The organism is Streptomyces sp. DH12 (assembly GCF_020873895.1).
Lineage (GTDB): Bacteria > Actinomycetota > Actinomycetes > Streptomycetales > Streptomycetaceae > Streptomyces.
In genome coordinates this window covers 48,174-61,227 of sequence record NZ_JAHWGT010000035.1, presented here as the reverse complement: position 1 = coordinate 61,227, position 13,054 = coordinate 48,174, and the positions used below count along the sequence as shown (strand labels likewise).

Sequence of the window (13,054 nt, the reverse complement as noted above, 5' to 3'; positions counted from 1 at the left end):
CCCCTCCACCGGCCAGGGGGGCGGCCGGCCCCTTCTCCGCACCTCCACGACGATGACGAAGCCGAGGCCCACGCATGTGCCAGAGCACCGACTACGACCTGGACGAGGAGTTCCTGGTCGACGAGCCGCCGTACCGCGGTCGGGCGCGGTTCGTGCCCGACCCCTATGTCCGCCTCGCGGCCGCACGCCGTGAGCACCTCGACGCGGCGCTCCAGCGGGTGCTGGCCGCCGGCCGGACGCCGCGGGTGTGTCTGTACTCGCCGCCGCACCTCGCGGACCGCGCGCAGGCGTACGCCGTGGAGCGGCACTGGCAGGTCGTCGGGCACTACACCGACCCTGACGGGATCCCGGACCCGCAGGCGCGGCCGGGCTGGTCGGGGCTGCGCATGCATCTGGCCGCCGGGTACGCCGACGGCGCCCTGGCCTACTCGCCCGCCGCCATCAGCCCCGCGGCCGCCGTCTACGAGCGGCAGCTCACCTGGTTCCACGCACGGGGCCTGTTCGTCGCGCTGGTCACCCCCGCCCGCGAGCCGGGGAGGTGCCGGTGAACGGCCACCTCGCCCCCGCGCCCGCGCTGGGTCCCGTGATCGGCAAGGACCGCTTCGCGGTCTGCTTCCTGCCTGACGACTCCCGGGTGCGGCAGATGCGCCGGATCACGGCCGCCTATCTGCGCTCGCGGAACCTGTTGCCGCTGCTGCACACCGCCTCGCTCGTCGTCTCGGAACTTGTCACCAACGCCGTCCGGCACGGCCGGGGGGAGGTCGGGCTCACGGTCGCGGTGAATGTCGGGGGCTGCGGATCGAGGTCCGCGACGGCAACCCGGCGCCGGCGCGGCTGCGGCCGGCCGGCGAGGCGGACGAGTGCGGCCGCGGTCTGCTGCTCGTCGACGCCCTGGCCACCGCGTGGGGTGTCAGCCCCGACGGCCACACCACCTGGGCCGTCCTTCCGCTCCCGCCCGGGAGGCCGTGATGATCACCGTCACCGGCAGCGCCACCACCCACCCGGCCCTCGCAGGACTGGTCTCCAACGACACCGCGACCGTGCACCGGGCCCTGGCGGGCCTGCGCCGGTCGCTGGCCGCCGAGGCGATCACCGACCAGGTCTACACCGACCTGAACGCGGTCCTGGACGAGGACGCCGACCCCGCGCCAGACCAGGCACTGCTCATCACCGAACGGCTCCGGGCGACGAGCGCCCTGCTGATCGGGGTGGTGCCGCGCCTGACGCACCCCTACCCCACCGAGGCGATGCTCCGCCTGCTCGACGTCAGCGCCCACCACCCCCACCCGGCCGAGACGCGCGGGCACGTACGCCGCCTCGCCCTGGCCGTCCTCACCGTGCTCGACCTGCTGGGCGACGACGCGCCGTGACGCCGTCACCCCGTCCCTCTTGCCTGTCCCGACCGCTACCGAGGATTCCCATGGCCACCACCACCTCCACGACCAGTCGGTCGCTGGCCGACCGGCTGGTCGATCGCCACCTGAACTCCCTGCCCACCGAGGCGCTGCTGCTGCCGGACAGTTTCTTCATCGGGGAGATCACCGCGCTGCTGACGCGGTCGATCGAGGACCGGGCCCTGGTGGTGATGGACGCCGGTATCGACCCCCACCACGTGGTCCTGGACGGTGGGCGCTACCGCGGCGACCGGCTTGCCTCGTGCATCGACGGCGCCTCCACCCTGCGCACCGTCACCCGCACGGTGATCCCCGCACGCCTCCAGACCGACGCCTACCGGGGAGTCGTGCGCGCGGCCTGCGCGCCGGCCGCCACGACCTTCCCGTCCGACTGGCGGCCCCGGCCCGCGCAGCCGACCACGTTGATGCTGGACGAGTTCGCCCTCCTGCGCCCGTGCGGCGGCCCGCGGGTCATGGCCGAGCAGCTGCGGCACCTCCAAGCTCTGGAAGCCGAGGGCAGCGTCGTCGTGCGGATCCTGCCGGCGGACACCCTCCTGCCCGCCCCCGGCGGGTTGTTCCACGAGATCGTCCACCCCTCCGGCGGCCCGCTGTACGCGACGGAGGACGGCGTCACCGTGCTCTACCAGCGCGGCCCGCACGCCGCCGCCCTGCGCCGCTACATGGACCGCTACGAGCAGGCGGCCCTCCTGCCCGCGGTCAGCCGCAAGCGCCTGGCGGAGGCCGCCGACGCGATGGAGGCGAAGGTCTGATGCCCAGCCGACTGGTCGAAGCAGACCATCCCGGCCGGCCCACCGCGGGTGGCGCTCCGGCCCCGGCGCCGATCCAGATCGTCCTTGGCGTGTACTTGCGCGGCCTGCGGCTGTCGCAGCAGCGCACCCTGGCCGAGGCCGCCGCGGCGGCGCGGGTCCGCGTCAACACCTCCACCGTCAGCCGTTGGGAGCGAGCCGAGTCCCTCATCCCGCTCCCGGCCCTGGAGGCTCTTCTGCGGTACTACGGCGTGAAGCGCGCGCACGTGCAGTCGCTGAGTGACGCCTTCCCCTCCCTCCAGCGCGGTTTCCGGCTCCTTCCACCGAGCCGGCAGCACGCCGAGAACCACGAGGGTCGGTGGGACAGGTGGGCGGACGTCGCCGGCAACGAGGCGGTGGCCCGGTACACGGCCCTCACACGGGCGGCGAGCGACGTCGTGTTCTTCACGATGGGGCGGATCCCGCCCGACTACCGCACCGCCGAGTACCGCGCCGCGATTATCGACACCGCCCCCCGGCACGACGAGCCGTCCCCCGGGCCGCGGTGGTTCAACTGGGTGCCGCCCGTCGCGGACGCGCGCCGTACGCTGCTGCTGGACGACACCGTCCTGCGCCGACCGGTCGGAGACCCGCGGGTGATGGCCGCACAACTCCGTCACCTGCTGCATTTGATGGCCGGGCCCGCGGGCACGTCCCGGGCCGACATCCGCGTCGTGCCCTCCGCCACGCAGATCGGCGCCCACCACCTCGCCGGGGAAGTCGCCGACCTCACCGTCCACGGCCACCGGCTCCTCGCCGGCATGGACGCGATGCCCTGGTACACGAACCGCTCCCGCTGCGCCCAGGCCGTCCACGACAGTCTGCGCCGGGCCGTCGACCGGGCCCCCGGGCACCGGGAGTCCTACGCCCTGATCGAGCGGGCGGCCGAACACTGGGAGAGCCAGACGGAGGAAGACCCGCAGCACCACTGCGACGGCTGCGCCGACTCCGTCGCCTACTCCCTCGGCCGCTCGTACCGCGACCCGCGCAGCACCCCGGCCTGACGGTCGGACCACGATCCCCGCCTCCCGCCCGCCGCTCAAGGGTCAGGGTCCCGGTGTAAGAGCTCGGGCGGGAGGCGGACGTGCCCCGGCGGCGGGCCGTCTCCACGACGGTCCGGCGCCGGGGCACAGATGCTTCAGTCGGTCGGGATCCGCTGGCGTGAGACGCGGTCGCGGACCTCCTGGGCTGAAGGGGTGTCCGGCAGGGTCGGGAGGCGGGCTGCGATGTTGGCGAGTCCGTCGTTGATGCGGACGGACTGCACGCCGTCGGCGCAGTCGAGGAACTCGTTCCAGGTGGCCAGGGCGGTTTCGGTGTCGCCGCGCTTGAGCTGGACGTGTCCGAGGTCGGCGAGCACGATCGCCCGGGTGCGCCTGCGGTCCAGGCCGTGGATGTCGAGGGCGAGGTGCAGGTGCTCCTCGGCGGCGGCGAGGTCGCCGAGCTTGGCGTGGATCATCCCGGACTCGTGGGCCCACCGGCCGTGGCTGTAGTGGCTCGCCCACGACTGCCCCGGGCGGGTGGGGGCGTGCTCGATGGCGGCCTGGGCGGAGGTGAGCATCTTCGCGGCCGTGGTGTGGTCGCCGTCGGCGGCCGCGGCGCGTGCGTAGGTGTTGCGGTAGTACGCCAGCGCCTTGGCGTTGGTGAGCTTGCGGCCGCGCTGCTCGCAGGCTTCGGCGAGCCGTACGGCGGTGGGGATGTGCCCGAGGTCGATGGCCTGGTCGGCGAGTCCGCGCAGGGCGGTCGCGGCGAGTTCGTTCTCGCCGGCCTCGGCGGCGAGGCGGTAGCTGTGCAGGTGGTACTTCTGGCTCAGGCCCTGGTGGCCCTCGTCGCGGGCCATCCAGCCGATCAGGTGCACCAGCTCGCTGGTGGCGGCGAACAGCTCGCGGCCGGTCTTCTCGGTGTACTGGCCCTCAAGCCACCGCTTGACGTCGACCGTCAGGTAGCGGACCGCGAGGTGCCGGGCGTGGCCGCCGCCGAGTTCGGAGGCGGCGTTGCCCAGGGTGGTGGTCATGGTGCGGACCGCGGAGACCTCGCCCATCCCGACCCTGACGGGGCCAGCCCGGTTCGCCCGGCGCACGATCGCCTCGGCGTCCGGGAGATCGAGCGCGGCCAGGCCCACTGCGGCGGATGCCGTGAGGAAGTGCCGTCGGTCCACGTCTCCGCCTCCCAGGAGCATGACTGAGGTCACGGTATCGGCGATGCTCCCCTGATTGTTCCCGGACAGGTCGATGTTGAGTACCTGTTCGATGAACGGCAGCCACACCTGCGGGACTCGTTTGCCCTTCTCCCACCGGTAGACCGACTGCCGGTCGAGGTACCCGGTCTTCCCCCAGCGGGCCGCCGACAGCTCGTCAGCGAGTTTCTCCTGACTGCACCTGGGACGTCTGGCTTGGCGTGCTGCGCGGATGCGCTCACCCATGGTCATGTCCGGCCCGATCGTCGGTCCTGGCCTACAACTGGCCTACAGCTGGCCTACATTCTGGCAGCTCCACACGGCCCGCGTCCGCCGGTTCACTGTTGGTCATCGCCCGGCGGATGGCCGCCGGGCCCGAGCGGAAGGCATCCCGCCATGGAGCAGAACACCGCCCCCGTCTACCAGGCCCCCGTCGTGCTGGACGGCGGCGACGTCGTCGAGGTGACGCTGGGCACGAACAACTTCGACACCGCCGACGACACCCAGTACAAGAACGCCTGACCCAGCGGCCGGTGCCACGCCGGCCCCGGACAACAGGCGCCGGGCCTTCCCCCGCGTTCGCCGCGGAGGGCGGGCCCGGCGCCTTCGTCTGTCGACCACGACGTACACGCACAGTGGCAGGGAGAAGGTGGCGTAGATGAGGTGGAGCGCAGGTTTCTGCGGCGGGACCGGGCCCGACCAGCGGCCCGCCGGCGGGCAGGCGGTACGCGGGCTGGAGGCGACCTGGACAAGCGGCTGGCCGGCGGACCGGGTGCGGGCCGTCACGGACGGCCCGCACGTCCTGGCTGTGATCGGTGAGTGCGGCGCCGACGTCCACCACCTGGAGGGCGCGCTGGCGGCGGTGCGAGCCAAGGACTGGCGGGCGCTGACCCGGTGGCCCGGCTCCTACCTGGTCGTCGCACGCAGCGGTGCGACGCTGGCGGTGATCGGGGACCTCGCCGGACAGCACCCGGTGTTCTACCGCCCGGACGCGGCCGGCACGTGGTGGTCGAGCGCCGCGCCCGCCCTGGCGGCACTCGACAACGCCCCCGTCGACGCCACCGCGCTTGCCGCTCATCTCGCCACCGGGCAGCCCGACGTGCTCGCCGACCGCAGCCTCTTCCGCGGAGTCAAGCGGGTGCCGGGCGGCCACCTGCTGATCCTGCGGCCCGAAGCCGCCTGGGTGGAACGCTACGAGCCGCCCGCCTACGACGAGGCCGACTTGCACCAGCAGGGGGCGGTGGTGCGGGCCGCACTCGCCGAGGCGGTCGCCGCCCGGCTCGACCGGCGGCCCGTCAGCTCTGACCTGGCGGGCCTGGACTCCACCACCCTGGGCTGCCTGGCGGCCCAGCACGGCGCGGTGACAGCCGTGACCTTCGCCGACGAGCGGCTGCGCGACGACGACCTCGCGTACGCGACCCGCACCGCGGCCGCCGTGCCGGCCCTCGCCCACCAGGCGGTTCCCGGCGGCGCCGACACCCTCTACTACGCGGGGCTGGACGACCTCAGCCGCCTGCCGGCCACGGCCGCCCCGAACCCCTACGTCGTCACCGCCTCGATCAAGCGGGCCGTCCTCGACGCCGTGGCCGCGCGCGGCCCCGGTCAGGGAGTGCACTTCACGGGGGCCGCCGGCGACGCGGTGCTGTCCGCGCCCAGCTCCTACCTGGCCGACCTGCTGCGCGAACGGCGCCACCGGCCTGCCGCCGCCCACGCACGGCTGCACGCCCGGCTGCGGCACACCTCCACGCTCGCGGTGCTCGGCCGCGCCCGGCCCGCCTCCCGCACCGGCCTGGCCGGAGCCTGGCGGCAGACGGCCGCCGCACTGCGTCAGCCGGCCCGCCCGTGGATCCCGCAGGCCCAGCAGCCCATCGCCTGGACCCCGCTGCTGGCCTCGGCCGACTGGATGACGCCGGACGCCCGCCGCATGCTGGCCGACGCCGTCGACCACGCGGCGGGGGCGCTCACCGACCCTCCGGGGCGACTGGCGGACTGGTCCGACCGCCAAGACCTCGCCCGGCTCGCCGCGGACACCGCGGGCTGGCGCGCCCTGGCGCTCGCCGAGTACGGCACCGAGCTGGCCGCCCCGTTCCTCGACAACGAGGTCATCCGGGCCTGTCTCGCCGTGCCGGCCGACCAGCGCGGCGCCCCCGACCGGTACAAGCCGCTGCTGCACGCGGCGTTCACCGGCCGCGGTGTCGTGCCCGACTTCGTCCTCACCCGCAGGACGAAGGGCGGCTTCAACGCCCTCGCCTACCAAGGGCTGCGCACACACGGCCCGGTCCTGCGGGAACTGCTCGGGCCCGGCTCGCACCTGGCAGCCCTCGGGCTGGTCACCGAGCGCCCGGTCGGCGAGACGCTCGACCGCGCGGCGGCCGGACTGCCCACCGCCCAGGGCGCGCTGCACCTGGTGGTGGCCGCCGAGGTCTGGCTGCGGCAGCTCGCCGCCGCGCGCACGTGCTGGTGGGAGGAGGTGCACGCGCGTGTGGCGGCTGCGTAAGGGCGCCCACCCCGTCCTCACCGACGGCGGCGGCGCGATCCTCAACGAGCACACCGGTCGCTGGACCTACCTCACCCCGACCGCGTCGGCCGCCGTGATGCTCCTGCTCGCCTCCAACACCGAAGCGCAGGCTGTTGACCGCTTCGCCGAGCGGTACTTTCTTCCCCCCGGGCAGGCCGCCGCCGACGTCCACGCCGTCGCGGCGGCCCTGATCGACCAGGGCCTTGCCGCCGACCGCCCGGAACCGGCGCGACGCACACGGTGCAGGGGGCGATCGTGACCAGCATGGAGGCGTACTCCACCGTCCGCACCGGCACCCTGGCCGAGCGCCTCGCCGCCGCGGCCGGCCTCACCCTCGCCCTGGTGCTGCTGCGGCTGCCGTTCCGGCACACGCTGCGCGCCTCGCGCCTCGCCCGCCGCATCGGCCGGCGCAACCTCACCACCGCCCGCGCCGAGGCCCTGGTCGGCGCCGTCCGGCACACCGCCCGCTGGTGGCCCGGACGGGCCGCCTGCATGGAGACCTCCCTCGGCAGTGTGCTCGCCGCCGCGCTGCTCGGCCGCCGGCTCGACTGGTGCCTGGGCGTCCGCTTCGCTCCCCCGCCGGTCGAGTACCACGCCTGGGCCGACCTTCCCGGTCACGGCCCCATCGGCGAGTACACGGACGCCGGATGGCACCACCACACCGCCCTGACCCTCTGACCCGCGTGGCGGGCGCGTGTCCTTCACCCGCCCGGCGCAGTTGTCGCATACGAGTACCACCGAACCCCTCGAAGGAGTGAGCCGTGACCCCGGTCGCCGCCGTCGCCCAGTCCGTCCCCGAGCGCCACTACACCCACCACGAAGGCCGGGGCGCGACCCCGCACCGCTCCAACCCGCTGGTCATCCACCGTGAGATCACCACGCTCGACGTGCGCCAGGGGATGAACGTCATCGAGTTCGGCACCGGCTCCGGCTACTCCGGCGCCCTCCTCGCCGAGCTGGTCGGCCCCGCCGGGCACGTCACCAGCCTGGACATCGACGCCTACCTGGCGCGCTGGGCGGGCCTGATCCACCAGGAGCGCGGTGTGCACCACATCCGCTGCCACGTCGCCGACGGCACCGCCGGTTTCCCCGCGCGGGCCCCCTACGACCGGATGGTGGCCTGGTGCACCCCGCCCCTGCTCCCGCAGGCGTGGGTGGACCAGGTCGCCGACGGCGGGCTGATCGTCGCCCCGCTGCCGATCGCATCGGTGCCGAACATGACCGTCGTCGCCAAGATCCGCGTCCGCGACGGACGGCCGACGGTGGCGCAGGTGTTCACCGGCGGGTACATCGAGGCCACCACTTCCCCCAAGACCGACCTCGACCTGCCCGGGCGGTGGGTGGACTGGGAGAACCGCGTACCCACCCCGTCGTGGATCTCCATCGCCTGGCGGGACGCGGACGACCACGGCAACACCGGCGCCCGCACCGCCCTGGGCCGGCTGCTGAGCAAGGACGCGTACGCCGAGCCGTACGAGGGCGCGGAGCTCGACTGGCCGTCGTGGCGGACCTTCGCCGCCGCCCAGGCCGACGAGCAGCTCACCGCGGCCGGGCTGAGGCCCGACCTGTGGGCGATCGGCCACTCCACCCTCGCCACGGCCGCCGTCGTTCAGCAGGATGGCACTCTCCTCGCCGACCACCCTGACTCGCCCTCCCTCGCCGTCCTGCGTGGCTGGCTCGCCACCTGGGAAGCCGCCGGACGCCCCGCCCCCGAGACCTACACCCCCGTCCTCGACCGCACGGACCGCGGCTGGGCCCTGCGTCTGAGCAGGTGACCGATGACCACCTCCACACCCAGCGGCGCCCGACCGGACGCCTCGATCACCGTCGCCCGCGACGACCAGGACCGCGTCGCGCTGCTGAGCGCCCACTTCCCCGACCACGGCGGTGAGTACCTCTTCCTGCCCGGCGGCCGGATGGAGCCCGGTGAGACGCCGCAGCAGTGCGCGCAGCGTGAACTGGGGGAGGAGGCGGGCGTCACCGCCTCCTCCTGGCGCTCCCTGGGCTCCTACGCCATCACCCTGAACTCCACCGCCCGCGTCCACCTCTTCGAGGCGACCGGTCTCGCTCTCGGGCCCCAGCAGCTCACCCCGAGCGAGGTCGACTTCAAGCTGTCGTGGTGGCCCCTGGATGAGGCGATCGACGCTGCTGCGGCCGGTCGCTTTCTGCTCCCGGCCGGCCCGCTCGCCCTGATGCTCATCCGCAACGCCGACCTGGGAAGGTGTGTCCCGGATGCGTGACGAGCCGCTGGAGGAGTGGGCGGCTCGGCGGGACGCTCAGCGACCCCGGCGGGGCGACCGTCGGGCCATCCCGCTGGGCGACGGCCCCGCCCGCGCCCGGCACGTCGAGCCGCAGGCGCCGCGCGCGGTGAGCGAATGGGACGGACACCAGTGGGCGCCCCAGGGGGTCGCCGCCGACCGGTACGCCGCCGACGCAGCCACACGCGAACACACCCCGCAGACCGCGGAGAACGTCCCCCTGCCGCCGTCCGGCAAGCTCCCACCGATGTGGGAACCGTGGCGGCCGCCAGAGGTATGGCACCGGCCGGACCCGGACTCCTCAGGGAGCAGTGTGTGACGTTCAGGGAGGCGCACTCCACCGTCCGCACCGGCACCCTGGCCGAGCGCCTCGCCGCCGCGGCCGGCCTCACCCGCGCCCTGATGCTGCTGCGGCTGCCGTTCCGGCACACGCTGCGCGCCGCGTGCGGCCGAGTCCAGACCTTCGGCATCTGAATGAGGCCCGGCCGGGCGGTGCACGGTTAGGCGCTGCCGACTCTGCGGTGAGGGGGACCACTGATGCTGGGCGGATTGTGATTCACCGCGTCACATCCTCGGGCATTCTGCACGAATCGGACCCGGACCGGAAATCTGGTTTCCGCTCGCTTGCGGAGCGATCAGAAACCGACATGATGAAACCCGTCGCGGTCAGCACGGTCCAGAAACGGACGGAAGGTGCTTGATGGCGGTTGCCGGTCGGGGGGACCGACCGCAGGTGGAAGGGGGGAGCAGAGTGACACAGGACACTATGCGCGCGAGGCTGGCCGCAGCCCGCAGCCTCAGCTCGTGATTCGAACAGTCACGCTATGACATTGGCGCCCAGCGGATGCTCATCTGCTGGCAGATCGATCGCCACCTAAGCAAGCACTCCTCACGGCTGTTGCAACCAGACCTTGAGCGAGAGTTACCGAACCGAACCGACAACGCAGGACCCTCGCCACGGAACCGCTGCAACCGGACCCGCGACGCGAGAAGCACTACCCACAAAAAAGGTGGCCACCCCTATTCGCGTAGGAGCAGCCACCTCTGACTCGCCCGAGTCAACGCACCACCAGTGATGGAAACCCAACCCAACTCACAGGGGTGCTCTAGCTAGGCGTGTGCAACCACGCCGTGCTACAGGATAGTCATGCCCAGGATCCGTGGGACCACATTCCCGAGATTCGGTTGACTGTTCTGAGCGGTTAGGGCTCCCCGTCATCACAGAGGGGAGTCTTCTGTGCTTGCTCTGCAACGCTCCGGCCTGTCCGCCATCCTCGGCGTGACCGCCGTGACTGTCGTCACCGTACGACCCGCTTGCGCTGTTCCGCCAGCGATACCTACAAGATCGGCGATCACAACGCCCAGGTCGCTGACACCGGCGTGAACCGCTGAGCCAGCCGCTTATCGGCAGGCCAGCGTAGGCATCCTTGCAGCGGCGTCCCGCACACCCGCAGCGAAGGCCCCTGATGCTGCGACAAGCCCTTACCGGCCCGCCTCCTCTCAGGCGTGGACGGATGGGTGCCCGTCGGTATGCGTATGCCGCTCCTCGCTGGCTGACCGCCTTCGCTGCCGAACGTCGGCTTCGACGACGGCCGACCACTCGCGGTCCCCGCACGTCGCGGGCCTGCATCTCGCAGGCCTCACCTACGCACACAGCAGCCCGGCCGACTGCGCCGAGGGCTCCCTCGCGCCCCAGCAGCTCCCGGCCGCAAGCACGCGGAGCACGCCTCAGACAGCACGGCACCGCGTGCAGCCCTTTCAACCAATCCGCAAAGCACACGGCGCTCCGAGACCCACCAACGGCGCCGGACCAGGAAGAAGGAATCCGCATGCCCACCGCTCTCATGCGCCGCTCCGCCGCGGGCATCATCGCAATCGCCGCGGTGGCCGGCACGACGATGTTCTCCGCATCGCCGGCGGCGGCCGCCTCGTACAAGTGCAAGAGCAGCAAGAAGTCGATCGACACGGCAAACTACAACGGACCGTGGGCTGACCAGTGGGAGGTCACCACGACACTGTGCGCCAAGCGGTCCGGCTCGTACGTCTACGCCTACGCGAAGGTGTCGTGGGACGGCCCCGTCTTCGCGGAGATCGACGACTCCCACATCTTCGATGCTGCTCGCTTCCGACTCCAGGTCAAGCGGTCCCAGGCCGGAACCGACCCGGTGAAGGTGTCGAAGGACTTCTACGCCATCGAGGGGCGGCTGGAGAACTCCGACAGCAAGGGCAACTACAACGGCTCCTACACCACCAGCTCGATCAGGTGGCGGGCCGGCACAGCCAAGGGCTACGCCGACGGTGAGCTGCACCTGGACTGGCGCCGCTGCTGCGGCGGATACCACACCCACGGGTTCGCGGCCTCGCCCGTGGTCTGAACCAGAACCCTGGCAGGGGCAAGCCACCGCCCCTCTGCACAGGCTTCGGGCACAGGTCTTCCCCTCCTGTGACCCGGACCGGCCGAGACACCAGCCACTCAACCCCCCGAGTGTGCTGCCCCGGGCCGCGCTCCTTCCTCACGCGCGAGCCCCTCGGCCGCCGGGGGTGCCGTCGTCCCCCGACGGCACCCCCTCCTTCGTCTCCGCCCGATGACGCCCGGCGCCCGGGACCTGTCAGCCGCCGCACCACCGAAGACCCCCACCTCTTCCTGGAGCGCCTTGTGTCCGTTGCCGCCGTTCGCGATGAAGCTGCAATCTCCGCACCCTCTCCCTCACCGCGCCGCGTACCTACCTCGATCAGGGCACTGCTCTGCGGCACATTCCTGGTCCGCGCCGCAGGCTTCACCTATCCGTTTCTCTCCTATCGCCTGGACCAGCTGGACCTCTCCACCAACGTCGTCAGCCGCATCCTGGCCGCCTTCGGCGTCGGCTGGTTCGTCGGCCAGCTGGTGTGCGGTTGGCTTGCCGACCGAGTCGGCCGCAGAACCACGCTCATTGGCGCCATGAGCGTCGCCGCCATGGTGCTGCCGCTTCTCGCCCATCTCGCATCCACGCCCGCGATATTCATCTCCACCGTCATCGCTGGCGCTGTCTACGACGCGCCCCGTCCCATCGTGTCCGCCAGCATCGCCGCACTCATCTCGGCGGAAGAGGAGCGGGCCAGAATCAACGGCTGGAGACACTTCGCAGTCAACGTCTCCGCGGCCCTCACCGGCTTCGCCGGCGGCATGCTCGCCGGATCCATCGGCGTCACCCCGCTGATCTGGACCAACGCGGTGGCCTGCGCCGGCTTCGCACTGCTCGCCTGGCGGTACCTCGACGCCGACCAACCACACCCCCGGATCGCCACCGCCCGAGCCGAGTACCGCGCAGCCCTCGGGGACGTCCGACTGTGGCTGCTGACCCTCGCCAGCCTCGCCGCCCTTGTCTGCGCAGCAGGGATGTTCTGCGCCCTGCCCCTGCTCATGACCGACGACGGCCTGTCCGCCACAGCCTACGGGTGGACCCAGCTCGCCAACTTCGCAGCTGTGGTGACCCTCTCCCCCGTCCTCACCCCGTGGCTCAGCCGACGCGCCGCCACCGCGCCGATGCTCGCCGAGTTCGCCGCAAGCTCGCTGATCCTGGGAGCCGGTATGACTGTCGCCGGGCTGGCCTCGACCACCATCGGTTACAGCCTGGCGGTCGTGCTCCTGGTGCCGGGGGAGATCATCATCTTCATCGCCGCGGGCAACCTCCTCGACCACGTTGCTCCGGCCGAAGCCCGAGGGCTCTACGCCGGCATCTGGGGCTCGACACTGGCTCTCGCGGTCATCCTCGCCCCTCTGCTGACGGGCTGGGCCCTCGACCAGGGCGGTGGCCTCCTGACAGCGGTGGCCTCGCTTGCGGCCGGGCTGCTCGGCGCCACGCTGATCCTTCCCCTTACCGGGCTGATGCGCCGACAGCCTCCTGTACTGCTCGGTTGACGCCGTC

At 72.4% G+C, this 13,054-nt stretch carries 15 protein-coding genes; 14 read left to right on the top strand and 1 reads right to left on the bottom strand.

All coding sequences use genetic code 11. From position 1 onward, the window contains the following. Positions 1-74 precede the first annotated feature (74 nt). The 4 genes from LPA54_RS26615 to LPA54_RS26600 all read left to right on the top strand — a co-directional run bounded on the left by LPA54_RS26615 (position 75) and on the right by LPA54_RS26600 (position 3,204). Positions 75-548 (top strand): hypothetical protein, encoded by a 474-nt coding sequence (locus LPA54_RS26615; protein ID WP_228982236.1) that lies wholly within the window; start codon positions 75-77, stop codon positions 546-548. A 420-nt stretch (positions 549-968) separates the two neighbouring features. Then, positions 969-1,370 (top strand): hypothetical protein, encoded by a 402-nt coding sequence (locus LPA54_RS26610; RefSeq protein WP_228982234.1) that lies wholly within the window; start codon positions 969-971, stop codon positions 1,368-1,370. Between the two features lie 50 nt (positions 1,371-1,420). Beyond that, the gene (locus LPA54_RS26605) at positions 1,421-2,164 is read left to right on the top strand and encodes a Scr1 family TA system antitoxin-like transcriptional regulator (RefSeq protein ID WP_228982232.1); all 744 of its coding nucleotides are present in this window, start codon (positions 1,421-1,423) and stop codon (positions 2,162-2,164) included. Then, complete coding sequence (locus tag LPA54_RS26600; RefSeq protein WP_228982230.1) at positions 2,164-3,204, top strand: Scr1 family TA system antitoxin-like transcriptional regulator; 1,041 nt, start codon at positions 2,164-2,166, stop codon at positions 3,202-3,204. The genes LPA54_RS26605 and LPA54_RS26600 overlap by 1 nt, the downstream gene beginning before the upstream one ends. 134 nt (positions 3,205-3,338) lie before the next feature. Here the strand turns inward: LPA54_RS26600 and LPA54_RS26595 are convergent, their stop codons facing one another. Continuing rightward, entirely contained in the window at positions 3,339-4,463 is a 1,125-nt protein-coding gene (locus tag LPA54_RS26595) for a tetratricopeptide repeat protein (RefSeq protein ID WP_228982272.1), read from the bottom strand. Positions 4,464-4,769: 306 nt separating this feature from the next. On the opposite strand from LPA54_RS26595, the gene LPA54_RS42485 reads away from it, so the two are divergent. The 10 genes from LPA54_RS42485 (at position 4,770) to LPA54_RS26550 (ending at position 13,047) form a co-directional block, all read left to right on the top strand. Then, entirely contained in the window at positions 4,770-4,895 is a 126-nt protein-coding gene (locus tag LPA54_RS42485; protein WP_267487653.1) for a hypothetical protein, read from the top strand. A 136-nt stretch (positions 4,896-5,031) separates the two neighbouring features. Further along, entirely contained in the window at positions 5,032-6,870 is a 1,839-nt protein-coding gene (locus tag LPA54_RS26590; RefSeq protein ID WP_228982228.1) for an albusnodin/ikarugamycin family macrolactam cyclase, read from the top strand. Next, the gene (locus LPA54_RS26585) at positions 6,854-7,150 is read left to right on the top strand and encodes a PqqD family peptide modification chaperone (protein ID WP_228982226.1); all 297 of its coding nucleotides are present in this window, start codon (positions 6,854-6,856) and stop codon (positions 7,148-7,150) included. Before LPA54_RS26590 ends, LPA54_RS26585 begins: the two co-directional genes overlap by 17 nt. Positions 7,151-7,155: 5 nt before the next feature. Beyond that, positions 7,156-7,569 (top strand): lasso peptide biosynthesis B2 protein, encoded by a 414-nt coding sequence (locus tag LPA54_RS26580; RefSeq protein WP_228982270.1) that lies wholly within the window; start codon positions 7,156-7,158, stop codon positions 7,567-7,569. 83 nt (positions 7,570-7,652) lie between these two features. Then, positions 7,653-8,666 carry a protein-L-isoaspartate O-methyltransferase gene (locus tag LPA54_RS26575; protein WP_228982224.1) on the top strand — a complete coding sequence of 338 codons (1,014 nt, stop codon included), beginning with the start codon at positions 7,653-7,655 and terminating at the stop codon, positions 8,664-8,666. A gap of 3 nt (positions 8,667-8,669) precedes the next feature. Beyond that, complete coding sequence (locus tag LPA54_RS26570) at positions 8,670-9,131, top strand: NUDIX hydrolase (RefSeq protein ID WP_228982222.1); 462 nt, start codon at positions 8,670-8,672, stop codon at positions 9,129-9,131. After that, complete coding sequence (locus LPA54_RS26565) at positions 9,124-9,468, top strand: DUF6087 family protein (protein WP_228982220.1); 345 nt, start codon at positions 9,124-9,126, stop codon at positions 9,466-9,468. Before LPA54_RS26570 ends, LPA54_RS26565 begins: the two co-directional genes overlap by 8 nt. Continuing rightward, complete coding sequence (locus LPA54_RS26560; protein ID WP_228982218.1) at positions 9,465-9,623, top strand: hypothetical protein; 159 nt, start codon at positions 9,465-9,467, stop codon at positions 9,621-9,623. The genes LPA54_RS26565 and LPA54_RS26560 overlap by 4 nt, the downstream gene beginning before the upstream one ends. Before the next feature lie 1,355 nt (positions 9,624-10,978). Next, the gene (locus tag LPA54_RS26555; RefSeq protein WP_228982216.1) at positions 10,979-11,524 is read left to right on the top strand and encodes a hypothetical protein; all 546 of its coding nucleotides are present in this window, start codon (positions 10,979-10,981) and stop codon (positions 11,522-11,524) included. Between the two features lie 281 nt (positions 11,525-11,805). Further along, positions 11,806-13,047 carry an MFS transporter gene (locus LPA54_RS26550; protein WP_228982214.1) on the top strand — a complete coding sequence of 414 codons (1,242 nt, stop codon included), beginning with the start codon at positions 11,806-11,808 and terminating at the stop codon, positions 13,045-13,047. The last annotated feature ends 7 nt before the right edge of the window (positions 13,048-13,054 follow it).